The sequence below is a fragment of the Chryseobacterium sp. CCNWLW53 genome, assembly GCF_037083525.1.
GTDB lineage: Bacteria > Bacteroidota > Bacteroidia > Flavobacteriales > Weeksellaceae > Chryseobacterium > Chryseobacterium lathyri.
In genome coordinates, this window is record NZ_JBAOJR010000003.1 from 405,454 (window position 1) to 428,891 (window position 23,438).

Here is a 23,438-nt window from a genome sequence, read left to right on the forward strand (position 1 = left end):
CTAACGGTGTTAAGTTTAAAGGAAAAACTGTCCCGAAATTTGAATGCTTGTTTTCATGGTTAAATTTTAGTTTTAAGTGAATATTTATTGATATTCAAATGTTATATTTCCTAACAGCGTTAATCTTTGGTTCAAAAAAAAATTACAAAGACTTAACAAAAGCAGAAACCGTTTCGTCTAAAGTCGTTTTATTCATTGTAGAAGGAATATCTGTATTCCGCATCATCATAATAGAGATCAGCCCGTGCACCGCCGAAAATAAAGCGTGCGACATATGGCAGGCATTGTCCGGATTAGATCCGTTCTTTTTAATAATATTATAGGTACATTCATAAATAAGGTCCTGGAATGACGAAAACTCTTCTTTCATCTGGCCCTTTCCGCTGCATTGCATTCCCAACCCAAACATCAGCTGGTAGTATTCCTTATTTTTAAAGGCAAAATTCCAGTAAGCATCTACTATGGCAATAAGCTGCTCTTCCGGAGTGTCGAATTTTCTCTGTGCCTTTAACAGTTCTATGTGAAGACAGTGAAAGCCATTCAGAGAAATTTCATACAAAATTGCCTCTTTGTTTTCAAAATAATCATAGACTACAGGAGCACTGTACTCAATAGCATCTGCAATCTTCCGCATCGAAAGTGAAGCCCAGCCTTCTGTTTTAGCCAAACCGAAAGCCGCCTGCAAAATATTTGCACGAATGGATTCTTTCTCTCTTTGACGACGTTCATGTAGGCCCATGATTTTTTATTTACTAACAGTGTTAGCAAAACTACAAACTTTTAGGCATAACTTCCAAATAATATTTAATAATTAACATTTAACTCAAGTTTATAAATTGCTGAATTGGCTTTATATTAAAAGAAACTTTATCTTTGCGGATAAAGAAAATAAAGGATATGAATACTCCCTCTAATATGCTGGCTTTAGGAACCAAAGCTCCGTTTTTCGAGCTTCCGAACCCTTCAAAAACTAACGAGATCCAATCTCTGGAAGATCTGAAAGGTGAAAAAGGCACACTGGTGATCTTTATGTGCAACCATTGCCCGTTTGTTCTTCACGTGATCGACAAGATCAACGAATTGTATGAAGATTATAATGATAAAGGGATTGAATTCATTGCGATCAATGCCAATGATGTTGAAAAATACCCGGCCGATGCTCCGGAAAAAATGATAGAATTCCAGATTGAAAGAAAGTTTGATTTTCCATATCTGTATGATGAAAGCCAGGCGGTTGCTAAAGCTTACGATGCAGCCTGCACACCGGATTTCTATTTCTTTGATGATAAACTGGACCTTATCTACAGAGGACAGATGGATGATTCAAGGCCTGGAAATAATAAAGATGTAACCGGAGAAGATCTGATCATTGCTTTCGAAAATCTTTTGTTGGGGGAACCTCAGGAAGAGATCCAGAGACCAAGCATGGGTTGTAATATTAAATGGAAGTAATATTATAGTGAATGGTTGAAATTTTTAACCATTATATATAAGTATAAAGCTGTTCTTTTTCAAGAGCAGTTTTTTTATGTATAAACCTCTGCGGATTTGTGGGGAATATTCTATAAAATATGCTTCGACTCCGCTCAGCATGACATCGTTAAAATAAAACAATTAGTATTAGAACTGTCATGCTGAGCGGAGTCGAAGCATTTTGAACTATTTTTTAAAAACTAGCCTTAACCTCATTCTCAACCTTTAAATCCACATTCACTTTATTATGCGAGAAATTCTTTATAAACTCGGAAGGTGTTTTCTCCGTATATTTTTTAAACATCCTGTTAAAATACGTAACATTATTAAACCCGCAGCTGTAGCTGCATTCTGAGATACTATTATCCTGAGCCATCAACAGGCAGGCCTTATTAATACGGTAGCGGTTTACAAATTCCGTAAACGTGATCTGGGTAGCCTTTTTGAAAAAATTACAAAAAGCAGGAAGGGTAAGGTTGGCGAGTTTTGCTACATCATCAATATTGATTTCCTTATCGTAGTTGTGTTCTACATAAGTAAAGATGTTTTCCAGCCTTGCCTTGTTTTTTGAAATAATGGTGTATGGCATGATTTCCTTGTTCAAAAGATCATAATCCTTACATTTTGAAAGTTCAAACAGAATTTCAAGCAGAAGAAGATACCTTTTGTAGCCTTCCGATTCCAGCATCAGTTTCAGCTTGGGAAGCATGAGTTTTTTGATCTTATGATGAAATTGGATCCCATATTTAGAAAGTTCCAGCAGATTTTTAATCGATCGGGCCTCTATTTCCTGTTGTGGAAACTGAAGTATTTCCTCCCTGAACTGAAGAACAATTTCTTCATGAGGATCTGTAGAATTTAATCCAAATCCTGAATGTGGAATATTGGAGCCGATCAATACCAGATCGCCGTTCGTATAATTGCTTTTATGATAGCCAACATGGCGGGTTCCGTTCCCGGAAACAATACATACAAGCTCAATTTCGGGATGGTAATGATATTCCCATTTGAATTCTGAGATCGGCGAATTGTTGTGCAGGGTACGGAAGGAACTCTTTTCGTTCGGAATTATTCTTTCGAAACTGACTTTCATTTGATTAATCGTATTTATCCAATAAAAATACTAATTATATTAATATAGTTCAAATATTGATTTATTGTGTTAAATTAATGTTAACCCAAATGCTTCTATCTTAGCCGACAAGAAATGATCTCCATGAAAAATTTCAATATTAAAGCTGTATTATTTTTGAATTATTTTGTTTTCGCCATTCTTCTGAATTCCGTGGGAACAGTTATTCTGCAGGTACAGCAGAACTTCGGAATCTCAAAATCTTCAGCGAGTATCCTTGAGGGTTTTAAAGATCTCCCGATCGCCATATGTTCATTTATCCTGGCATCATTCCTTCCAAAAATAGGGATCAAAAATTCAATGTTGATCGCCCTTTTCCTGGTAAGCTGTATGTGTTTTGTCATGCCTTTCGCCAATGATTTCTGGTTTTTCAAATTATTGTTTACCATTGTAGGCGTTTCATTTGCCTTAATAAAGATCTCAGTGTTCACATCTATTGGTCTTGTGACCGATACCGACAAAGAGCATTCGAGTTTCATGGGCTTTCTGGAGGGATTCTTCATGATTGGTGTATTGGCAGGAAACGTACTTTTCAGTTTGTTTATTGATGACCACAATCCGAAATCAACCCGGTGGCTGAATGTATATTGGGTCTTGGGAGCTGTTTCAGCGTTGTCATTTCTGTTTTTATTCTTTTCAAAATTAAATGAAAAAGAGGCGAGAAGTGAGAAAACCGATTTGTTGGGAGATCTGAAGAACAGCATAAGTTTATTCAGCTATAAAAAAGTATTGTTTTTTCTTTTATGTGCTTTCCTTTTTGTATTGGTAGAACAGAGCTTCCAGACATGGACCCCTACTTTTTATAAAGAAATATTGAAGCTTCCTACTTCTATGAGTATCCAGGCGGGGGCCGTTCTGGCAGGAGCTTTTGCTTTGGGAAGATTCTTATCAGGCTTTTTCTCTAAAAAATTCAGCTGGATCTACGTAGTTTCTTTCTGCGTGATCGGTTTTGCCATCAGTATTATTTTGGTTCTGCCGCTGACTCATAACATTCAGATTGATAATAAAACGGGATGGTTCAACGCGCCTCTTGTAGTGTATTTGTTTCCACTGATGGGAGGTTTGCTGGCACCAATATATCCAAGTATCAACTCTGTAATTCTGGCATCTATTCCAAAATATTTACACAGTGCCATGTCCGGACTGATTGTGGTTTTTTCTGCGATCGGCGGAACAATTGGCTCAATGATCACTGGTTTTGTCTTTCAGGAGTTCAGTGGGCAACAGGCATTTTACCTTTCACTGATTCCGCTTTCACTGCTGATCATTTCAGCTATTTTCATGAATAAATTAAAAATAAACCCTAAGAAATAATAATGAATAAGCAGCTTTACATAAAAGAAATTCAGACTCTTTTTGATGATGTACAGAGAGCTCAGATTTTTGAGGACCAGAAGATGATGACAGATGCTGTTCCGATGTTTCCTGTTTCGGAGATCAATGCGGAGTATGAAAAGAAAAAGGGGAGTGAAGGGTTTGATCTGAAAGATTTTGTGATGGCGAATTTTGATTTTCTGGGAGCAAAAATATCAATCCAGAGAGAAGATCAGTTACCCATTGAGCAGCACATCGAAAAGCTTTGGGATCAACTTACCCGTACTGCGTATGAAGAAAAAGGAACATTATTAAAACTTCCGAAGCCATATATTGTCCCGGGAGGCCGTTTCAATGAATTTTTCTATTGGGACAGTTACTTTATTATGCTTGGGCTTCAGGTTTCAGGAAGAACCGAAATGATGGAAAATATTGTAGAAAACTGTTCTTATTTAATTCAGAATGTAGGATTTGTGCCGAATGCGAGCAGAACTCATTTCCTGAGTCGTTCACAGCCTCCATATTTTTCGCTGATGCTGGACCTGCTTTTTGAAACTACAAATGATGAAAAAATTTATATTCAATATCATGATACTTTAGAAAAGGAATATGCTTTCTGGATGAATGGAGAAGAGTGGCTGGAGAATAATTCAAGTGTGAAAAGGGTGGCAAAAACACAGAACGGAGATATTTTGAACCGTTATTATGATGCAGAAAATGCACCACGCCCTGAAAGCTATCTTATTGATATTGAAGACAGCGAAAATGCAGAAACAGAATTTTACAGAAATATACGAAGTGCCTGCGAATCCGGCTGGGATTTTTCCAGCAGATGGTTTGCAGACGGAGAACATATACAGACGATAGAAACACTGAACATTGCCGAAGTAGACCTGAACAGTCTTTTATGGCATTTGGAGAAAACATTGGCAAAATCTTCGGTACTTCTGAACCTGGCAGATAAAGAAAATTATTTTACTGAAAGAGCAGCAAGACGCAGACAGATGATCAATACTTACTTTTGGGATGAAAACACTGAATGTTATAAAGATTATCACTTAAAAAAACACAAAAACACACCGTCTGAACATATTGCTGCTCTTTACCCTTTATTTCTCGGATTGGCAGATCAGAAACAGGCAGAATCGGTTGCTAAGCATATTGCTGAAAAATTTCTTTATCAGGGAGGTCTTGTAACTACCACAAAGAAATCCGGCCAGCAATGGGATCTTCCGAATGCATGGGCGCCCTATCAATGGCTAGGCTTTAAAGCAATGAAAAACTACGGCTTTGATGATCTGGCTGAAAAAATAAAAAATAACTGGTGCGGGAATGTAGAAAGGGTATACGGCAACACCGGAAAATTAATGGAAAAATACAACGCGTTAGACACTGAAACAATTGCGGGAGGCGGAGAATACCCGAATCAGGACGGATTCGGATGGACGAACGGGGTCTATCTTAAATTAAAACAAAACTAACTATATAAAAATCATGCTATGAAAAAAAGATCGATATTTTTAATGGCTGCCACCGCTACGCTTTACTTTAACAATGCGTATGCCCAGGAAACCCCTCAGGATTCCATCAAGACGTCATCCATAGACCAGATCGTTATTACCGGAAACTCCGGCCCGAAAAAGAAAATAGAATCCAGTACCGCTATTTCTACTTTTACAGCAAAAGAGATCCAGAAACAAAATCCTATCAGTGCAGCCGCTCTTTTACAGAGGGTTCCGGGATTTGCTGTGGAAACTTCCGGTGGTGAAGTAGGAAATAATCTTTTCGCAAGAGGGATTCCTTCTGCAGGAGCTTATGAATTCGTACAGGTGCAGGAAGATGGACTTCCGGTTTTTGAAGACGGAGCACTTCAATTTGCGAATGCGGATAATTTTTTCCGTGTAGATAACTCTGTAAGTAGACTGGAAGCATTAAGAGGAGGTTCGGGTTCTATTTATGCAAACAATTCTCCAGGAGGTCTGATCAACTTTATTACTAAAGAAGGAAGTAATGATTTTAAGGGGACAGCAAAACTTGAAACCAGTACTTATGGACTGATGCGTACAGATGTGAATGTAGGCGGCGCATTGGTTCAGGATAAGCTTTTCTTTAACGTTGGCGGATTCTACAGAACAGATAACGGAATCAGAAAAACAGGTTTCAGAGCTAACAACGGCGGACAAATCAGAATGAACCTTAAGTATGTGTTTGATAAAGGCTATGCTAAAGTATATTACAAAAAACTGGATGACAGGAATACATTTTTCCTTCCGATTCCTTTGATTCAAGACGGAAATGATCTTAAAGAATTTGCCGGTTTCGATGCCAATTATGGAACATACAGCTACAGAACGATCAGCCAGTTAAGTATTCCACAGGCTGGAGGAGGCTTTTTCAAAAGAGATCTTGAAAACGGAATTCACCCAAAAGTAGATGTGGTAGGTGCAGAATTTAAATATGATCTTGGAAATAATTTCAGTGTTCTGAATAAGACGAGATATACCAATATCAATATGGAATATACTGGAATGTTTCCTGCCGGAGCTCCGAAACTGGCTTCTGATTATGCAACTAAACCTGTTAGTGAAGGCGGTTTAGGAATGAGTAATTATCAATACTCGTTGGTGAGCAACGGATCTGTTGTGAATCCTCAATATATACAGAAACTAGGATTCTGGGCTATTGATAAGCAGATGAATAATTTTGTAAATGACCTTCAGGTGAATTATAAATTTGATAAAGGAAATGTAACAGCTGGTTTCTACAAATCAAACTGGAAGTCTCATCAATACTGGAACTGGAGCAATATTTTAACAACAGCCACAGACAGGCCGCAGCTTTTAAATCTGGTGAATCCATCTATGAGCCCTTCAGATTTAGGATATTCCCAGACTTACAATGGGGTAAAGGATATGTCTTTTCTGATCAGAGATTCACAGATCCAGGGAAGTCTTAATGATGTTTATCTGAATTTAGATTATAACGTAACAGATGCTTTAAGCCTTAATGGAGGAATGCGTTACAGCCGTGACTATTATAAAGGATATGGAGTCAATACAACAACCGCGAATCTGAATAATTCAGGTTTAACGACTGATGGAACACACAGCTTTGCAACGACTACGGCAGATGATAATATGGCAGTGTTAGGTAATAAGTATACCTACTGGTATTATGATATCAACAAAGTATCTTATACATTGGCCGCTAATTATAAGATCAACAAGGAAAATGCGGTGTACGCCCGTTTTTCTCACGGTTTCAGATCACCAAATGAAGAAGCTTACTATAATAATATGTCAGATCTGAGCGCCATCAAGGCCGTTGATACCAATCAGTTGGAAGTTGGATATAAATACTATTCACGTACTTTTGATATCGGAATTATTCCTTTCTATTCTACGCTTAAAAACCTTTCATTTACTGATGTATTCTCAGACGGAACTTCAGAAAATAAATTCGCCAACACCACGAACTTTGGGGTAGAAATAGAAGGATACACAAGACTTTTCAATAATATTCTTGAAGTGACATTCAATGGGACGATCCAAAATCCGAAATACAAAGATTTTGTAGGTAAAAATGCGGATGGAACTACTTTTGATTATGATGGAAACACCGTAAGAAGAATGCCTAAGTTCTATTTTAATATTTCTCCTGCAGTGAACATCACAAAAGAATGGAGAGCTTACGTAAGCATGAATTATTATGGAAAACGTTTTCAGAACGAAGGAAATACGGATGATAACATTCTGCCTTCATTCACCGAAGTTGGTGCAGGAATGTCTTACCAGTTAGGGAAAATACGTTTTGCAGTAGACGGAACCAATATCTTTAATACGATTGGAATTACAGAAGGAGATCCAAGATCCCAGATTACACCGGGAACGAATATCAGAATGGCAAGACCGATCATGGGAGCCGCTGCAAGAGCATCCATCACACTAGATTTCTAAACTTATATTTTCTTCATAAAAAAAACCGCCGGGAAATTTTCCTGGCGGTTTTGATTTTTTGTGGGATAAAATATCAATGGTGAATTTTGCTTCGCAAGTGAGTAGTGAATTTTAGCAACTCATAAAGTTTCGGGATGTGGGATGATGGTTACGGGATGCGGGTTTCGCGGTTCGAACCAGCAACTGCCAACCAGCAACCAAACTCTCCACCATATACTCTAAAACTCTTCAGCTCTCCAACTCGAAAAACTCGCATCTCGAAACTATTTAAAAAACGGATTATACTGCTTCTCAAACCCTATTGTCGTAGGATTCCCATGGCCTGAAAAAACTTTTGTTTCATCATCCAGAATAAATAGTTTATGAGTGATGCCGTCGATAAGTTGGTCATAGTTTCCTTTGTAAAGGTCGGTTCTTCCGATACTGCCTTCAAAAAGAACATCACCAGAGATCATGAATTTTTGGTCTTCATTATGATAAACTACGCTTCCCGGAGAATGTCCCGGAACATGATAAATTTTGAATTTTTCTCCGTCCAGGTCAAGAATTTCGCCTTCATTAATATATTTGATATCTGCTTTTACGGGTTCAACAGAGAATCCGAACCTCATGCCACTGGCCTGAAGCATGTCCAGTACTTCCTGATCTTCTTTATGCATATGAACAGGAACTTTGAAAGTATCAAAAGCCCACTGCAGGCCCAGAACATGGTCAATATGAGCATGGGTAAGAAGGATTTTTTCGATCCTAAGACTGTTTTCAGAAATAAAGCCTTCTATAGCTTTAGTTTCCTGCTCATTCATGTTTCCCGGGTCAATCAGCCAGGCATTTTTATTTTCATTGTAAAGGATATAAGTATTTTCGCTGGCAAAATTGAAAACGAAGCCTTGAATCTGAAGCATAACTGATATTTTTTTATTTCAAAAATACGATATTATTAAGAAAATCCCGATTTTTCGTTATCTTCGTCATAATGAAAACTTTGCGAATACTTTTACTTTCTTTAGGTGGACTGGTTTTTGGACAAAATATCCAAAGTATACAATTATTCAATCCTCAGACGAATGATGAGACACCTGTCATAAGATTTGGTGAACAGCTTGTTTTAAGCTTTGACGATCTTACTAATTCCAGCGAAATCTATAGGTATACGATCAAACATTATGACCGGAACTGGAATGATGACAATTTATTTTTTACAGAGATTGCCAATGGAAGTTTAAATGGACTCTTAGATAAGTTTGAGTATTCTTTTAATACCATACAGGCTTATACCCATTACAAGCTTACCTTCCCGAATGATAAGATGCAGCCGAAGATTTCTGGAAATTTTGAGCTGATTGTTTATAAAGATTCAGCTGACAGACCTCTTTTCAAAAAACGTTTTTATCTGGTGGAAGATGCTGCAACGGTTGCTTTGAATGTCTCAAGAATTGCAGATGCCAAAAAAACGAATATCAACCAAAGGATAGAGGTAAAAGCGACTTCAAAAGCGGGAGACCTTTCTTCTAATGTCAATTCCATGACTTTGAACGTGATGCAGAACAACAACCCTAATGAAGTGGTTAATAATTTGAAGCCAAGTGCAACATTAGGAAACCAGCTGCTTTTTCAGCAGATGAGTTTAACATTTCCCGGCAATAACGAATTCTATTATTTTGATAACAAGAATATGAATATGGCTGCCGATATGGTGAGTACTACGGAATTGAAGGATGGTGTAAATCATACTTATTTGCATCCGGTATGGGCCTTTCCTCTGAACTATCAGTACCAACCTGACGTGAACGGAGCATGGTTCTATAGGAGAAATGATCTGGGGCTGGAAAGAAATGCTGAAAGAGAGGCAGACTATTCATGGGTGTATTTTTCTCTGGATTCTGATCCTGTGGATAAAGAGATTTATGTACTGGGAGGTTTTAATAATTTTAAGCCAAGCAAAGAAAATCAGATGCAGTATGATGCAGCCAATAAAAAATATGTAGCTAAAATATTCCTGAAGCAAGGATTTTACAACTATATTCTTGCCACGAAAGAAAGTGACGGATCTCTGAACTTTGGAGAAATTAACGGTAATTTCTGGCAGACCGAAAACTTGTATCAGGCATTTCTATATTATGCACCTTTCGGGCGTAATTATGACGGACTGATGGGATATGGAGAATTCAGAACACCTATCGGGAAATAATTTCGGGGTAAACTGTCCCTTTTTTTATCAAATATTCTATACAATAACAATTTACTTAAAGTAAAAACACCATTTAGGGAACTGTCTCATAAGAGATGGTTTTTTTTTTGAACCTATGATGAATAAATAATTTGAAGAGGGAATTAAGAGTTTTAAATGTAATTATTTATTATGCATAGCATATTGAAAAAAATATTTCATAAAATGTTGAATTGTGTAAAAAATATTAGTCTATAATTTTTGTAGGAATAAAATTGTTTTTAATTAATTATAATGTTTTTAAAAATATTTTAAATTTAAAACAATTGTTCTATTTATTTATTGTGTTTTATTTATTGGTATCATTGTTTCTTTGCGAAAAATATATAAATTCGTTCTCACGTTCAAACAAAATAATATTTTTATGAAAACAAAATTTATCTTTGCATTTAGTATTGCAGCCTCTGCCTTTGTTTTTGGGCAGGAAAATCCATCAAAATTAATCTCTGGTAAAAACGGACTTCATGCAGAACTTATCAGGTTCGACAAAAACGGACCGGATTTTAAGGGACAGCCTGTTTTATTTGATGAAACAACTAAAAGAGTTTCACAGGGACAAGGTTTAAGACTAGGTTCAGAAAAAGATGCACTTGGTTTTGAAACCCACAGATTCCAGCAGACCATTAATGATATTCCTGTAGAATACGGAATGATGGCAGTGCAAACAAAAGGGGGCAAAGTAGTAGGGGAAACCGGAAAATGGATACTTAAAGCACCTGCATCTGCAGAAAAAAAACCGGCTATTTCTGAAAGTATTGCATTACAGAGTGCTTTATCTTTTGTAGGGGCCGATTCTTATAAATGGCAGGACAAGGAAGAAGAGGAATTCCTTAAAAACGAATCTAAAAATCCTAATGCAACTTTTGCTCCAAAAGGAGAATTGGTGTACTATTCAGATCCTTCTGATGAAAAGCTGACTGATCTGAAGCTTGCTTACAAATTTGATATCTATGCAGAAAAACCATTAAGCAGACAATACGTTTTCGTAGATGCTAAAAATGGTGCAGTTTTAGGAACTGATGCGTTGATTCACGAAACCAATGCTCCCGGAACCGCTACAACTGTTTATAGCGGAAACAGATCTATCGTGGCAGATTCATACAATGGAAGCTACAGATTGAGAGAAACAGGAAGAAATACAGGGACAGCTGTAGAAACTTACAACCTGAAAAAAGGAACCAATTATTCGAGGGCAGTAGACTTTACAGATACTGATAACAACTGGAACAACGTAAACACCAGTAAAGATCAATATGCTACTGATGCTCACTGGGGAGCTGAAATGACTTTAGATTATCTTTATACGAAATTTGGCAGAAAGAGTATAGACAATAATAATTTTGCCATAAAATCTTATGTACATTACTCAACCAACTATTTTAATGCTTTTTGGGACGGTTCCAGAATGACTTATGGTGACGGAAGCTCAACAAACGGAAATAAACCGTTAACTGCATTAGATGTTTGTGGTCACGAAATTACCCATGGTATGACCTCAAAAACAGCCAATCTGGCTTATCAAAGAGAATCAGGAGCATTGAATGAAGGTTTTTCTGATATTTTCGGAAACAGCATAGAACGTTGGGCAAGACCTACTCAGGCAAGCTGGAAGCTGGGTGAAGACTTTAGTTATGTGATCAGAGATATGGCTAATCCTAATGCTTACAGCCAGCCTGATACTTACAAAGGAACATACTGGAAAGATGCAACTACCACAGGCTGTGCAGTACCGGGACAAACTACCAATGATTATTGTGGAGTCCATACTAACTCGGGAGTACTTAATTTCTGGTATTATCTATTAGTAACCGGAGGTTCTGGTACAAATGATAATGGTTTTGCTTATAATGTTACAGGAATCGGCTTAGATAAGGCAGCAGCGATTGCTTATAGAACACTAACGACTTATCTTACGTCTTCTTCTACTTATGCCAATGCAAGAACTTCTTCTCTTCAGGCAGCGGCAGATCTATACGGAGCTGGTGGAGTTGAAGTTACTCAGGTAACCAATGCATGGAATGCAGTAGGCGTTGGCGGAGGAACTTCTGTAGCTGGAAAAGTAGCAGCAACGGAAGCCTTGCTTTACACCATCAGCCCGAATCCGGCTACCGACAAATTTACTGTTGAATTTGAAGGAAAAGAAGGAAACGGAATTGTTGAATTAGTAAGTCTTACAGGAAAAAGAGAACTTTCTGAAAAGATCAAAATTACCGACGGTAAGAATAAAGTAGATGTTCGGTTACCTTCTAATATACTTTCAGGAGTATATGTAGTAACGGTTAACGGACAGAAAGCAGGAAACCTGATCAAAAAATAAATTTTAATATATTTCTAAGAAAGGCCGCAAAATTTATTTTGTGGCCTTTTATTATTTTATGTACCGATATGTTTTATACCAAATAAAAATCATTCAGTTTTTCCTCACAGAGTATCTTTACTACATCGATCCAGCGGTCTTCATCATTCAGGCACGGAATGTAGTGGAAGTTTTCTCCGCCTCCATGCTGGAACTGTTCCTTTCCTTCTACTGAAATTTCCTCCAAAGTTTCCAGACAGTCGGAAACAAAAGCCGGACAGACAATAGCCAGGTTTTTTACTCCTTTTTTAGGAATCGTCTCTAAAGTTTCATCCGTATAAGGCTCTATCCACTTGTCTTTTCCTAATCTAGACTGGAAAGAAACAATTGTTTTTTCTTTTGGGAGCCCTATCTTGGCAATAACAGCTTCCGTCGTTTTATAGCACTGATGGCGGTAGCAGAACTGGTGGCTTGGGTTATTATCCCGTGAGCAGCAGTCATTAAGATTGCATGTCTTTGTAGGATCTGTTTTATAAATATGTCTTTCCGGCACACCATGATAGGAGAACTGCAAAACATCAAAGTTTTCAGGAAGCTTTTCCTTAATGCTTTCCGCAAGACAGTTGATATAAATTTCCCGGTTATAAAAAGGCTGTATATAATTAATCTTTACCTTCGGAAACTTCTTTTTCCGTACCTCCTCTGCTTTTTCAATTACCGTTTCCGTTGTACTCATTGCATATTGCGGGTACAATGGGAATAGGACGATCTCAGAAACCCCCTGATCAACTAGCTTTTGAATACCTGTTTCAATGCTTGGTTCAGCATATCTCATTCCGATTTCTACCGGCACATCAACTACTTTCTGCAGTTTCTTTTGGATTTTTTCAGTAATGACAATTAAAGGAGAACCCTCATCTGTCCATACTGTTTTATAGGCTTCTGCAGATTTTGCAGGTCTTGTTTTAAGAATAATCCCCTGAACTAAAAGAGCGCGGAATATCCAGCGGTAATCGATGACCCTTTCATCCATCAAAAATTCATCAAGATATTCCTTTACATCATTTACAGCTGTAGATTTTGGAGAACCAAGATTTACCAGTAAAATTCCTTTTTTATCCAATATTTTAATTTTTATTAAGAAACAGTGTTTTCGAAATCTGTTATCAATGTTGATACTTGGGCAAAGGTATTATTTTCAACCAAGCCTTTATCGTTAAATTTTCCTTTTATACCTCTTATTAAAAGCTGATGCTGATCTTCTGCTTGGGCTCCGAGTGTTTTCAGAATCATTACCAATTCTTCATGCCCTTTTTCTCCATTGGCAGATGCCGTAATGACAGCAACCGGTTTTTCAGAAAAAACAGTTGTGGAGACACACCATTCCAATAAGTTTTTCAACCTGCCGGGAATGCTGAAAATATATTCCGGAGTAGAAAACAAGACACCTGCCGAATTTTCAATTTCTTCCCTGATCTTTAGTACTTCGTTTGGTGTATCAGTATCCGTTAATGAAGTGTCAAAATGCGGAAGAGCAGAAAGATCATCATAGATGTGGAAATTGGCTGCCGGATGTTTTTCCAGAACCTGTTCTATTAATTTTAGGTTGCTGGAATTTTTTGTGGCACTTCCAATAATGACCAAGATTTTCTTTCCGGGTACCATTTAAGAGCAGTTATCCGTTTACAGCTTCTACTTTTTCCACTAAATCCGGAACGAATTGTTTTAAAATATTTTCAATTCCGTTTTTCAAAGTAGCAGTTGAGCTTGGGCATCCCGAGCAGGCTCCCTGTAACAGCATTTTGGCTGTTTTACTTTCCTGATCGTACTCCATCAGGGAAATTTTTCCGCCGTCATTTTCCACTGCAGGAGCTACATATTCATTTAAAATATCTGAAATTTTCTGCTCGTCATCGGTATAATCTCTGTTGATGATTTTTTCAACGGGATTTTCATGCTTCTGAGGTTCAAGATTTGAAATTTCGCCCCCACTCTGAAGATATTCAGCAATAAAACCACGTACAGCCATCATTACCTGATGCCATTCCACGGAATCGTCTCTTGTTACAGCCACAAAATTGTCAGAAATAAAAATTTCTTTTGCAAAATCAAATTCATTAAAGATAGCCTGGGCCAAAGGAACACCCTCAGATTTTTCTCTCGATTTTACTTCCACAAAACCCTCCATAAGCAGTTTATTGGAAACAAACTTCATGGCATTAGGGTTAGGAGTCATTTCAGCATAGATCTGATACATTTCCTTTCTTTTCTGAAGATAAATTCTTGGATTGGCCAGTAATTCATCCTCAATGACATTTTTCAGGCTGTCTGCTACATGTTCCCATTCAACAGTATCCTGTTTTGCCACAGCCACAAAATTAGCTGTAATAAAAACTCTTTCCACAAAAGGATAGTTGAAAAGTTCCTGAGCTAAAGGAATTTCTGTAATATCTGAACTTCTGTCCAACTCTAATGAGCCCGGGATCAGGTTATAATCCGCGACAAATTTCATCACTTTCGGGTTTTCAGTTGGTTCTATAAGTATCGTACGCATTTTTTCGTTAAATTTGAGATACAAAAATACGCAATTAGAAATTAGAAGTTAGAGATTAGAAATTAGATTTTTGCTATCACGGTTATTTAAAATTAGAAGACAGAGAATAGAAGCAGCCGTTTTAGAATTATTATTTTCGAATTGACTCATTTTCAAATTATCAAATTAAAACTATGGCAATTGTAAAAGAACTTTTAGGGAAAACACCTCAGATAGGAGAGGGTACATTTTTGGCAGAAACGGCAACCATTATCGGTGACGTTACCATGGGAAAAGACTGCAGTATCTGGTATAATGCAGTGATAAGGGGAGATGTACATTACATCAGGATGGGCGATAAAGTAAATGTTCAGGACAATGCTATGTTGCACTGTACGTATCAGAAACACCCTTTAAATATTGGAAACAACGTTTCCATCGGACATAATGCAATTGTTCATGGCTGTACCATCAAAGATAACGTACTAATCGGTATGGGAGCTATTGTTATGGATGATTGCCTGGTAGAAGAAAACTCTATTGTAGGAGCAGGTTCTGTAGTGATACAGGGAACCCATATTAAATCAGGAGAAGTCTGGGGCGGAGTTCCTGCAAAGAAAATTAAAGATATTTCTGCTCAGTTATTAGAAGGAGAAGTCAACAGGATCGCAGATAATTACGTGAAATACTCTTCATGGTATAAAGAAAACCTGAAAGTGGGGAGCTAGTTTAGAGTTTTCGAGTTGGAGAGTTTATTTAGTTGATTTTCTGGTTGATAGTTGCTGGTTCGAACCGCGAATCCGTCATACCGAAACTTTTTTACTTGCTAAACTTCACTGGGAAAAAGTCTCATGCCTGTAATCTAAAATCTTGATTTTTGGCTCTTGCATCTTGGTTCTCAAATCTTGAAGCAAACACAAATAAACAAAAGCTCCATCATACTGATAGAGCTTTTTTCAATCCTTAGTATAAACTCCTGAACGAGTTTTTATGTTGATTTTTCAACAGGATATATAACCTTTGCTTTGATTTTTTCTTCTTATTGTTCTGCCGTTATAAGCTGTGCTTTTCCATTGATACATTTCACAGATGTTGGTGGCATCACCATCATACAGTCAGAAGTGATATTGTATTTTTCATTGAAAGCTTTTACTTTCTGTGTATATTCCTCAATTCTTGGCAGGATGATGGTCTCTATTTTTTTAGGATAAGCAATGTATTGCTGAGGTCCGCCACAGGCTTTGGCTCCCATTGGAGCAAACGTCCATTCCGAAGCGGCCGTACATTTTTCTTTGGATACTTCAGATTGAATGGATGCTTTCAACTTATCCAGCTGGGCCTGCTCATATTTTTGACTGTCCTCATCAGCAGGTCTTTCAGAAATATCTTTTGGAAGATTGGTATTCGCGTTCTTGGATGTATTGCATGAAACCAAGGTAAACATAGTGCATAATGCTAATAGTGGAGTATATATGAAATTTTTTTTCATTATAATTTCTTTTCTGTTAAAGAATTTTCAAAAGTTATGCCAAGGTAAGAAAATCAAATTCATTTCCGTAATTTTGAAGCACAATGAACAATCATTTTTTTGACTTAATAGAGCACACGAACAGAAGCGTTTTTCTTACAGGAAAGGCAGGAACAGGTAAAACGACTTTCCTTAATGATTTTGTAAAGAAAACAAGGAAGAAGTATATTGTGGTTGCCCCTACCGGAATTGCTGCGATTAATGCAGGAGGAGTGACTATCCATTCTATGTTTGGATTGCCTTTAAGGACTTTTTTACCGACCACGGACCGTATTGATGGGAGCTTGGCAAATAATATTGCCGACCTGATGCCTCATTTCAAATACAGAAAAGATAAGCTTAAACTTTTAAGAGAAGTGGAGGTTCTTATCATTGATGAGGTTTCCATGTTGAGAGCTGATGTTCTCGATATGATGGATTTCTCGCTGAGATTTATCAGAAGAAATAATCAGCGGTTCGGTGGGGTGCAGATGCTGTTCATTGGAGATCTTTACCAGCTTCCGCCGGTGGTAAGAGATGAACATATTTTAAAGATGTGCTACCAGTCACCATTCTTTTTCGACAGTCTTGCCATTAAAGATATTCCGCTTCTGACCATTGAATTAACTAAAGTTTACAGGCAATCGGATGAAAAGTTCCTGGATATTCTGAATGCAATCCGTGACGGCGATGTTGCCAATATCAACTTTGAGGAGCTCAATAAAAGATATGATCCGGATTTTAAGGCAGGAACTGAATCTTACGTTTATCTGTGTTCACACAATAAGATGGCGGATGAGATCAACCAGGAAAAACTGGAAGAAATTGATCTGACCGTTAAAACCTATGAAGCCAAACTCTTTGGCGATTTCAAAGAAAACCAGTTTCCGAACGAGCAGTTTTTAGAATTGAAAGTCGGGGCACAGGTCATGTTCATCAGGAATGATATTACCGGTGAGAAAAAATATTTCAACGGAAAGCTGGGTGAAATTTCTGCTTTAGATGATAATGAGATCAAAGTTGTTCTTGATGGCAGTGAAAGAGAAATTACGGTAAAAAGAGAAGTCTGGGAACAGAAAAAATATTTCCTGGATACCGAAAAAAATATTAAAGAAGAAGTTTTAGGGAGCTTTGAGCAGTTTCCTATAAAGCTTGCCTGGGCAGTTACCATTCACAAAAGCCAGGGTTTGACCTTCGATAATGTAATCATTGATGCAGGTAAAAGTTTTACGGCCGGACAGGTTTATGTAGCGTTGTCAAGATGCCGTACGCTGGAAGGGATTGTTTTGAAATCTAAAATTACTCCTGAAGTTATTTTTAAAGACAACAGAATTCTGCAGTTCCAGGGAAGCACCCTTGCCAATGATAATGTAGAAGCCATTCTGAACCGCGAAAAATATGATTACAGCATCAAAAAAGTACTCCGTACCGTCAACTGTTTGTGGTTCCTGAATGAAGTGGAAGAGTGGAACAAACTGTCTATTACCACAAAAAGTATTGATCATGTAAAAACAAACCAGCTGTATCTTCAGCTGAAACACGAAATTGTCAATCTTGGAAAGATCTTTGAAAAATTGGAAAGGGTAATTTCCCAGAAGGTTAATAATTTTATTGAAAACAAAGAAGAATGGTCTGAGATTGAAAGCAAAACCAAAGGAGCAGTTAATTTCTTTTTCACAGAAATCAGAGACAAAGTATTCAATCCGCTGAAGGAATTCTATGCTGAAATTAAAGGGGCAAAAGGACTGAAACAGTATAATGAGGAATTCAGAAACTGGCTGGAAGATACTGAAGAATACCTGAACAGCCTGAAAGAGATCCATCTGTTGGAAACGAAGCTTTTAGATGAAAAAAATGACAAAGAAATCAATTTAAAGATTGCAAAAGTTCCTTCCCAGGTTCTGACCTTCCAATTATTTGAACAGGGAAAAACCATTGGTGAAATTGCTATGGAAAGAGGCCTGGTAAAAGAAACCGTGATCGGCCATTTAGCAAAATTTGCAGAGCAGGGCTTACTGGATATTTCAAGAGTGATCACTTCGGATAAAATCAAAGCTTTTGAAAAAGAATTCTATGAAAATCCTCATGAAACCTTAACGGAATGGAAGAATGCTTTGCCTAATGATTTTGAATTTAATGAGATCAGGATTCTGATTAATCATTATAATTTTAAGAAAGAGAAGAATGATTCAATATAACAAGAAAGACTGTCTCAAAAATGAGACTGTCTTTTTTTATTTATTCAGCAGATCCTGATTCACTCTATAACCGACGATTTTGATATCTCCGTTTTTATCTTTCTGCATGGAAAAAGTTTCTTCTGTCTTGGCTGAACCTCTTTTAACATCATATACCAATAAATAATCACTTTTGGGATTAGAACCTTTTACAATGAAAGTTTCCCATTTCACTAAATTGTATTCTTCAACCCGTCCTATATCATTTTGAGAAGTGTTGATTATTTGAAGCAATTTACCTTTGTCTGTAACTTCAAAAAACTTATCACCAAACAGATTATAAATTGTGTCCATATTTCCTCCGTATTTTAGTTCCCAAAAGAATTTTTGAGAGATTTCTTCTGCATCTTTTTTATCTTCCTCCCTGTTTGAAAAGGTTTGATTAAATGAACAACTGATCAAGAGAAAAGAAATAAGGATAAGATATAAGTGTTTCATAGTAGTTTTTGGTTTAATTTTTTTGTACAATAAACTTCGGTTTTTTACGGTAGGTTTACAAGTAAGATTTAAATTATTTTTATTTCACCCCCAAAATAATGTCTTGTATTCATTATTAATAGATTCAAAACCATTTTCTTTAGGCTTATAAATTTTATAAGCAAAATCACCTGAATAAAAACCAAATTCCAATAGTTTTTTCCTGATCCTGTCAATCAGACTTATCAATTACAAAAAGTAACTAATGCGATTTATTAGGTTTAAATTTGTCTGGTTTTAAACCTAAAATTTAAAATATGAAAAATTTTGAAATATCGGTACTTGATCTTGCTCCCGTAAAGCAGGGAAAAAGTATTCACGATACCTTTCAGGACAGTTTGTCTTTAGCAAACCATACTGAAAATTTAAATTATAAAAGATTCTGGCTGGCTGAGCATCACAATATGGAAAGTATTGCCAGCTCTGCCACTACAGTGCTGATTGGCTTTATCGCCAACGGGACAAAAACAATAAGAGTAGGATCCGGTGGAATCATGCTCCCGAACCACAGTTCGTTAATCATTGCAGAACAGTTCGGTACCCTGGAATCTCTTTTTCCGGGAAGGATAGATCTTGGTTTGGGAAGAGCTCCCGGTACCGATGGTCTTACTGCCCAGGCTTTAGGAAGAAACCCAGCGATCATCAATCAGCAGTTTCCGAGACAGATCTTAGAACTACAGACGTATTTCTCGAAAGAAAATTCTGATGCTCTGGTTCGTGCCATTCCCGGTGAAGGTCTGGATATTCCGCTTTACATCTTGGGATCCAGTACAGACAGTGCGTGGCTGGCTGCGGAACTTGGGCTTCCATATGCTTTTGCGGGACATTTTGCTCCTGAACAGATGGAAATGGCTTTTAAAATTTACAGAGAACATTTTCAGCCTTCAGAACAATTAGATAAACCCTACGTGATGGCGTGTGTTAATGGAGTGGCAGCAGAAACTTCCGAGGAAGCGCATAAAATTTCCACTACTTTATTCCAGGCATTCATCAATATCATAAGAAATGACAGGAAACCTTTTGCTCCTCCCGTGGAGGATATGGATGGCATCTGGTCGCCCATGGAGAAATCGATGGTGCTTCAGAAGTTAAAATATACATTGATAGGAGATCAGGCAGAAATTGAAGAAAAACTGAAAAATTTTCAGGAAAAATTCAATGTAGATGAATTAATTATCAACTCACATATCTACGATCACCAGAAGAGGCTGAGATCTTATGAGATTTTCAGAGAGGCAGTAAACTCTTTATCCAAAGCCTAACAAACCATCCATATTAATTGGCAGATGCTCATTTTTATAAGTATCTTTGCACAAATAAAAAGTAAACATGTCTGATATTAAATTGAATACCATTCCAGAGGCTATTGAAGACCTTAAAAATGGTAAAATAATCATAGTAGTAGATGATGAAGACAGAGAGAACGAAGGCGATTTTCTTTGTGCTGCAGAACTGACAACGCCGGAAATTATCAATTTTATGGCATTTCACGGAAGAGGGCTGATCTGTATGCCGCTTCCTGAAAAAAGATGCGATGAGCTTGGCCTTGAGGTCATGGTAAGCAGAAGCAGTGATCCTAAGGAAACCGCTTTTACCGTTTCTGTTGACCTTCTTGGTAACGGAACATCTACAGGAATTTCTGCAGGTGACAGAGCCAAAACAATTTTAGCTTTGATGGATGAAAAATCCAAGCCTACAGATTTCATGAGACCTGGCCATATTTTCCCGCTTCGTGCAAGAAAAGGAGGGGTTTTAAAAAGAGCAGGACATACAGAAGCTGCTATTGATCTTACCAATTTAGCAGGATTGAAAGAAGGTGGGGTAATCTGTGAGATTATGAATGATGACGGTACCATGTCACGTTTGCCTGAACTTCATGCTTTCGCTCAAAAACATGATATGAAGATCGTTTCCATTGAAGATCTGATCCATTATCAGCTTAAAAAAGGAAACCTTATCGAAAGGCTGGAAGAAAGAAAAGTAAAAACTGCTTATGGAGAGTTTGACTTTTTTGCATTCAGAGAAACATCCAATGACCAGATTCATTTTGCCCTGACAAAAGGTTCATGGACGGTTGATGAGCCTGTTTTGGTAAGAGTTCAGTCTTCAGATTCATATTTTGATGTACTGACAAGACTGAATAACGGTGAAAAACCTTTACTGGAGAAAGTAACGAATATGGTAAATGAAGCAGGAAAAGGAGCTGTTATTTTCATCAATAACGTTTCAAATTCCGAAAATACATTGAGAAAACTTCAGCAGTTCCTGAATTACCAGGACGGACAGGAGCAGCATCCTACTTTAGCATACAATTACAGAGATTATGGGATCGGAACACAGATCCTGAAAAATCTGGGAATCAATAAGTTCAAAGTGATCACACAAAACCCTAATATCAAGCCACAGGTTGGTGGATATGATGTAGAGGTGACGGAGTTGGTTCAGCTGTAAAAGTGAATTGTGAATGGTCGGTTGTGAATGAACATTACTGATCATTTATAGAAATAAAATTAATAAAAAGGTTTAGGATTTTTCTAAACCTTTTTTTATTTTTAAACTATGACAGAGTCTTTAAAGAAACACATCAGAACGTATATTGAGATTTCAGATGAAAAGCTTGAAAAATACTGCAGTGCATTCCGTATTCAGAAAATAAAGAAAAAAGATTTTCTTTTAAAAGAAGGAGACATCTGCGAAGCGGAAGGATTTGTATTGAGCGGATGTTTTAAAGTGTTCCGTACAGATAAGAATGCAGATGAACAGATCTTATATTTTGGAGTGGAAGACTGGTGGATTTCTGATATAGACAGCTTCATTAATCAGATCCCGTCCCAGCTCAATATCCAGGCTATTGAGAACAGTGAGATCCTCTTGATTTCTAAAGAAGACAAAGAAAGACTCTACCGGGAAATTCCTGAAATTGAAAGGCTGATGAGGTTGAAGTTTCAGATGTCAATCATTGCCCTGCAACGAAGGATTGTTGATAATTTAAGCAAACCTTCCGATGAACGTTATCAGGACTTCCTGAAAGAATATCCTAAAACGGCTCACCGTTTGACAAATATCCAGATCGCTGCCTATTTAGGAGTAACTCCTGAATTTATCAGCAGAATCCGCCGGAAAATTGTAAGTGGGAATTGAGAGGTTTAAGCCTTACGTCAATGGTGAATTTTGCTTCGCAAGTAAATGGTGAATGGGAGAATCAAGATTTAGACATCAGATTTCAAATTATTTAAGCTTTAACTTGTTTACGCTAAAACTCTCCAACTCTAATACTCCCCACATCTCTTTCTCAAACTTACCTGCTTATTTCCTCAAAATTTCTAAATCCATTAAGGAAATCCTTCACGTTCATCCTTTTTTTGCCTTCAAGCTGAAGCTCCTGGGGAAAGTAAGCGCCATCTTCTGTATAGATTTTAAACTCATTCTTAGAAATATCCAAAGTTCCGGAAGGTTTTCCATGATCTGAAATTTCAAATTTCCCACCGAATATTTTTAATCCTTTTTCTTCTTCGCCGATTTTTAAAGTTGTAAAAGCAGCTGGATAGGGCGACATTCCCAAGATAAATTGATGAACCTTTTTTGACGCTTTTGTCCAATCAATTCTGGTGTCTTCTTTGAAAATTTTGAAAGCATTTTTAGGATGTTCAACATGCGGTTGAGGCTTTTCTACAATTGAGTTTTCAGCTAAACCGTCAAGTGTTTTTACGACCAGCTTTGAGCCCATTACCATTAATCTGTCGTGAAGACTTCCCGCGTTTTCATTTGGTAAAATTTCCAGCTCTTCCTGAAGAAGGATATTTCCCTCATCTATTTTTTCGTTAATAAAAAATGTCGTTGCGCCGGTTTTTTCTTCACCGTTGATCACTGCATAATTAATAGGAGCCGCACCCCGGTAATCAGGAAGCAGAGACGCATGAAGGTTAAAAGTTCCCATTTTAGGCATTTCAAAAAGAACCTTGGGCATCATTCTGAAAGCTACCACCACAAAAACATCAGCATCCAGTTTTCTGAGTTCTTCTAAAAATTCAGGATTTCTCAATTTTTCCGGCTGAAAAACAGGAATGTTATTTTCTGAAGCATAGATCTTTACAGGTGACTGATTGATTTTTTGTCCGCGGCCGCTGGCTTTATCGGCAACAGTGACAACACCTACAACTTCATGATTCGACTGATGGATAGCTTCCAAAGAAGTTTTTGCAAATTCCGGGGTTCCTAAAAAAACGACTTTCAATGATTTCATACTGCAAAGATAAGGGTTTTTGGGAGTTGGAGAGTAATAGGGT

20 protein-coding genes are annotated in these 23,438 nt (G+C 37.3%); 11 read left to right on the forward strand and 9 right to left on the reverse strand.

Features of this window, described 5'->3' with window-relative positions; genetic code table 11:
• Nucleotides 1-142 precede the first annotated feature (142 nt).
• On the reverse strand, nt 143-739 hold the full coding sequence (locus V6R96_RS10840; RefSeq protein WP_111960491.1) for a TetR/AcrR family transcriptional regulator: 597 nt from the start codon (nt 737-739) through the stop codon (nt 143-145).
• 158 nt (nt 740-897) lie between these two features.
• On the opposite strand from V6R96_RS10840, the gene V6R96_RS10845 reads away from it, so the two are divergent.
• Nucleotides 898-1,452 carry a thioredoxin family protein gene (locus V6R96_RS10845; RefSeq protein WP_111960493.1) on the forward strand — a complete coding sequence of 185 codons (555 nt, stop codon included), beginning with the start codon at nt 898-900 and terminating at the stop codon, nt 1,450-1,452.
• A 214-nt stretch (nt 1,453-1,666) separates the two neighbouring features.
• On the opposite strand, the gene V6R96_RS10850 is transcribed toward V6R96_RS10845, so the two are convergent.
• A complete protein-coding gene (locus V6R96_RS10850; RefSeq protein WP_336378949.1) occupies nt 1,667-2,566 on the reverse strand; it encodes an AraC family transcriptional regulator in 900 nt (299 codons plus the stop codon).
• Between the two features lie 123 nt (nt 2,567-2,689).
• Between V6R96_RS10850 and V6R96_RS10855 the strand changes: the two genes are divergently transcribed.
• Genes V6R96_RS10855 through V6R96_RS10865 form a run of 3 tightly spaced genes read left to right on the forward strand, consistent with a single transcriptional unit; the run spans nt 2,690 to nt 7,875 of the window.
• The gene (locus V6R96_RS10855; protein WP_111960497.1) at nt 2,690-3,919 is read left to right on the forward strand and encodes a sugar MFS transporter; all 1,230 of its coding nucleotides are present in this window, start codon (nt 2,690-2,692) and stop codon (nt 3,917-3,919) included.
• A 2-nt stretch (nt 3,920-3,921) separates the two neighbouring features.
• Nucleotides 3,922-5,400, forward strand: coding sequence for a trehalase family glycosidase (locus V6R96_RS10860; RefSeq protein WP_336378948.1), 1,479 nt, complete (start codon nt 3,922-3,924; stop codon nt 5,398-5,400).
• 18 nt (nt 5,401-5,418) lie between these two features.
• Complete coding sequence (locus V6R96_RS10865; protein ID WP_111960501.1) at nt 5,419-7,875, forward strand: TonB-dependent receptor; 2,457 nt, start codon at nt 5,419-5,421, stop codon at nt 7,873-7,875.
• 263 nt (nt 7,876-8,138) lie between these two features.
• Here the strand turns inward: V6R96_RS10865 and V6R96_RS10870 are convergent, their stop codons facing one another.
• Nucleotides 8,139-8,777: an MBL fold metallo-hydrolase gene (locus tag V6R96_RS10870; RefSeq protein WP_111960503.1), complete on the reverse strand. Its 639-nt coding sequence runs from the start codon at nt 8,775-8,777 to the stop codon at nt 8,139-8,141.
• 71 nt (nt 8,778-8,848) lie between these two features.
• Here V6R96_RS10870 and V6R96_RS10875 point away from each other — a divergent pair, with 71 nt between their 5' ends.
• Together V6R96_RS10875 and V6R96_RS10880 are read left to right on the forward strand one after the other, a co-directional pair.
• Complete coding sequence (locus tag V6R96_RS10875) at nt 8,849-10,063, forward strand: type IX secretion system plug protein domain-containing protein (RefSeq protein WP_336378947.1); 1,215 nt, start codon at nt 8,849-8,851, stop codon at nt 10,061-10,063.
• 403 nt (nt 10,064-10,466) lie between these two features.
• Entirely contained in the window at nt 10,467-12,419 is a 1,953-nt protein-coding gene (locus V6R96_RS10880; protein WP_336378946.1) for a M4 family metallopeptidase, read from the forward strand.
• Nucleotides 12,420-12,492: 73 nt separating this feature from the next.
• On the opposite strand, the gene hemH is transcribed toward V6R96_RS10880, so the two are convergent.
• Genes hemH through V6R96_RS10895 form a run of 3 tightly spaced genes read right to left on the reverse strand, consistent with a single transcriptional unit; the run spans nt 12,493 to nt 14,952 of the window.
• On the reverse strand, nt 12,493-13,521 hold the full coding sequence (gene hemH, locus V6R96_RS10885) for a ferrochelatase (RefSeq protein WP_111960509.1): 1,029 nt from the start codon (nt 13,519-13,521) through the stop codon (nt 12,493-12,495).
• A 14-nt stretch (nt 13,522-13,535) separates the two neighbouring features.
• Nucleotides 13,536-14,063: an NADPH-dependent FMN reductase gene (locus V6R96_RS10890; RefSeq protein WP_336378945.1), complete on the reverse strand. Its 528-nt coding sequence runs from the start codon at nt 14,061-14,063 to the stop codon at nt 13,536-13,538.
• 10 nt (nt 14,064-14,073) lie between these two features.
• A complete protein-coding gene (locus V6R96_RS10895) occupies nt 14,074-14,952 on the reverse strand; it encodes a NifU family protein (protein ID WP_111960513.1) in 879 nt (292 codons plus the stop codon).
• A gap of 173 nt (nt 14,953-15,125) precedes the next feature.
• Between V6R96_RS10895 and V6R96_RS10900 the strand changes: the two genes are divergently transcribed.
• Nucleotides 15,126-15,659, forward strand: a complete 534-nt coding sequence (locus tag V6R96_RS10900) for a gamma carbonic anhydrase family protein (RefSeq protein WP_111960515.1) — start codon at nt 15,126-15,128, stop codon at nt 15,657-15,659.
• Nucleotides 15,660-15,970: 311 nt separating this feature from the next.
• Here V6R96_RS10900 and V6R96_RS10905 read toward each other — a convergent pair whose 3' ends face one another.
• Nucleotides 15,971-16,420, reverse strand: coding sequence for a hypothetical protein (locus tag V6R96_RS10905; RefSeq protein WP_111960517.1), 450 nt, complete (start codon nt 16,418-16,420; stop codon nt 15,971-15,973).
• An 83-nt stretch (nt 16,421-16,503) separates the two neighbouring features.
• Here V6R96_RS10905 and V6R96_RS10910 point away from each other — a divergent pair, with 83 nt between their 5' ends.
• Nucleotides 16,504-18,636, forward strand: a complete 2,133-nt coding sequence (locus V6R96_RS10910; RefSeq protein ID WP_336378944.1) for a helix-turn-helix domain-containing protein — start codon at nt 16,504-16,506, stop codon at nt 18,634-18,636.
• A gap of 36 nt (nt 18,637-18,672) precedes the next feature.
• Here V6R96_RS10910 and V6R96_RS10915 read toward each other — a convergent pair whose 3' ends face one another.
• Nucleotides 18,673-19,113, reverse strand: coding sequence for a hypothetical protein (locus tag V6R96_RS10915; protein ID WP_336378943.1), 441 nt, complete (start codon nt 19,111-19,113; stop codon nt 18,673-18,675).
• Between the two features lie 296 nt (nt 19,114-19,409).
• Between V6R96_RS10915 and V6R96_RS10920 the strand changes: the two genes are divergently transcribed.
• The 3 genes from V6R96_RS10920 (at nt 19,410) to V6R96_RS10930 (ending at nt 22,293) form a co-directional block, all read left to right on the forward strand.
• On the forward strand, nt 19,410-20,414 hold the full coding sequence (locus V6R96_RS10920; protein WP_111960523.1) for an LLM class flavin-dependent oxidoreductase: 1,005 nt from the start codon (nt 19,410-19,412) through the stop codon (nt 20,412-20,414).
• Between the two features lie 67 nt (nt 20,415-20,481).
• A complete protein-coding gene (gene ribB, locus V6R96_RS10925) occupies nt 20,482-21,603 on the forward strand; it encodes a 3,4-dihydroxy-2-butanone-4-phosphate synthase (protein WP_111960525.1) in 1,122 nt (373 codons plus the stop codon).
• Between the two features lie 108 nt (nt 21,604-21,711).
• Complete coding sequence (locus V6R96_RS10930; protein WP_336378942.1) at nt 21,712-22,293, forward strand: Crp/Fnr family transcriptional regulator; 582 nt, start codon at nt 21,712-21,714, stop codon at nt 22,291-22,293.
• 157 nt (nt 22,294-22,450) lie between these two features.
• On the opposite strand, the gene fmt is transcribed toward V6R96_RS10930, so the two are convergent.
• Nucleotides 22,451-23,395, reverse strand: coding sequence for a methionyl-tRNA formyltransferase (gene fmt / locus V6R96_RS10935; RefSeq protein WP_223560161.1), 945 nt, complete (start codon nt 23,393-23,395; stop codon nt 22,451-22,453).
• Nucleotides 23,396-23,438 lie beyond the last annotated feature (43 nt).